1 protein-coding gene is annotated in these 1,547 nt (G+C 51.5%); it reads left to right on the plus strand.

Translation table 11 applies throughout. From position 1 onward, the window contains the following. On the plus strand, positions 1-1,547 hold a 1,547-nt coding region (locus QUA24_RS27190; RefSeq protein WP_333233530.1), incomplete at both ends, for a calcium-binding protein.

Raw genomic sequence — 1,547 nt, forward strand, 5'->3', positions numbered from 1 at the left:
GACGACACAGTATTAGGTGAAGCAGGCAGCGATATCGCTTTCGGCGACCAACAGCGAGATTACATAGCTGCGGGTAAGGGCAACGACATCGTGTACGGCGGCAAACAAACCGATGCCGTATTTGGCGGCAAACAAGACGATCGCATTTTTGGAGATCGCAACTCCGACACATTGTACGGCGATCGCGGTGCCGACACCATAGTCGGCGACAACGGCAACAACATCGACTTAAGCGACAACGACAGCGACCTAATTTTCGGCGGTTCTTCAGGCGACGCCATTGCCGGCACTCAAGGCAATGACACCGTTTACTCCGGCAAAGGCCCTGACATCGCCTATGGTGGCATCGACAACGACCTGATTTGGGGTGACAAAGGCCCGGACACCCTGGACGGCGACAACGGAGACGACTCTTTGTTTGGTGGCCTCCTCAACTCCCTAGACAGTGACCCCGACGGCTTCGATTTGCTGACAGGAGGCGATGGCAACGACTTACTTCACGGCCAAGAACAAGACGACACCTTGCGAGGTGGTAACGGACGGGATTTGCTGTTTGGAGGCAAAGGGGGCGATCATCTTTTCGGCGAAACTGACTCGGATACTCTCTACGGCAATCAAGGTTCCGACACCATCATCGGCGACTACGGCACTGCAGCAGGTAGGACAATTGCGACTGATGAAGGTGATTTAATTTTCGGCAACGACACCGGCGACATCATCGGCGGTGGCAGCGGTAACGATAGCATTTTTGCCGGCAAAGGTAATGACTTAGTTTACGGTGGCAAAGACAACGACCTGATTTGGGGCGAACTCGGTTCCGACACGATTGTCGGCGATGAGGGAGACGATTCGCTTTATGGTGGCTTGCAAAACGAGTTAGTGTCCGATGTAGATGGCCGCGACTTGCTATTTGGCGGAGATGGAAATGATTTTCAGGGTGGCGGTGAAAGTTCCGACTCTCTCGATGGGGGTTCTGGTAACGATACCCTTCGTGGTGGCAAGGATGACGACTTGGTAAATGGAGATGCTGGCGATGATTTGATCTACGGCGATGATGGTAGCGATATTTTGTGTGGCGATGAAGGTAACGATACCATTAGTGGCGATCGTGGGGAAAATCTGCGAGGGGCTGTGGGTGAAGACGGTCAGCAAGACTGTATTAATGGTGGTAGTGGCGATGACCTGTTATATGGCAATGAAGGTCAAGATGCTCTCAATGGTGATGATGGTAATGACACTATTTATGGAGGGAAAGATCGCGATATTCTCAATGGGGGTGCAGGAGATGACTGGCTGTTTGGTGATGGCTCAGATGATACTTTGATTGGGGGTACTGGGAGTGATCGCTTTGTGTTAAGCGCTAATAGTGGTATGGATACTGTGCTCAATTTTTCCGTAGGAACTGATCAGTTTGTTCTGGCTGGTGGCTTGAGTTTTGAGGCTTTGCAAATTAACTTTACTGCGAATGCCACACTGCTGCAAGTTGCTGCGACTGGGGAGGTTTTGGCTCAGGTTTTTGGTGCTGATAATTCTATCACTGCTCTGGA

This window comes from Microcoleus sp. Pol12B5 (assembly GCF_036701335.1).
Classification (GTDB): domain Bacteria; phylum Cyanobacteriota; class Cyanobacteriia; order Cyanobacteriales; family Microcoleaceae; genus Microcoleus.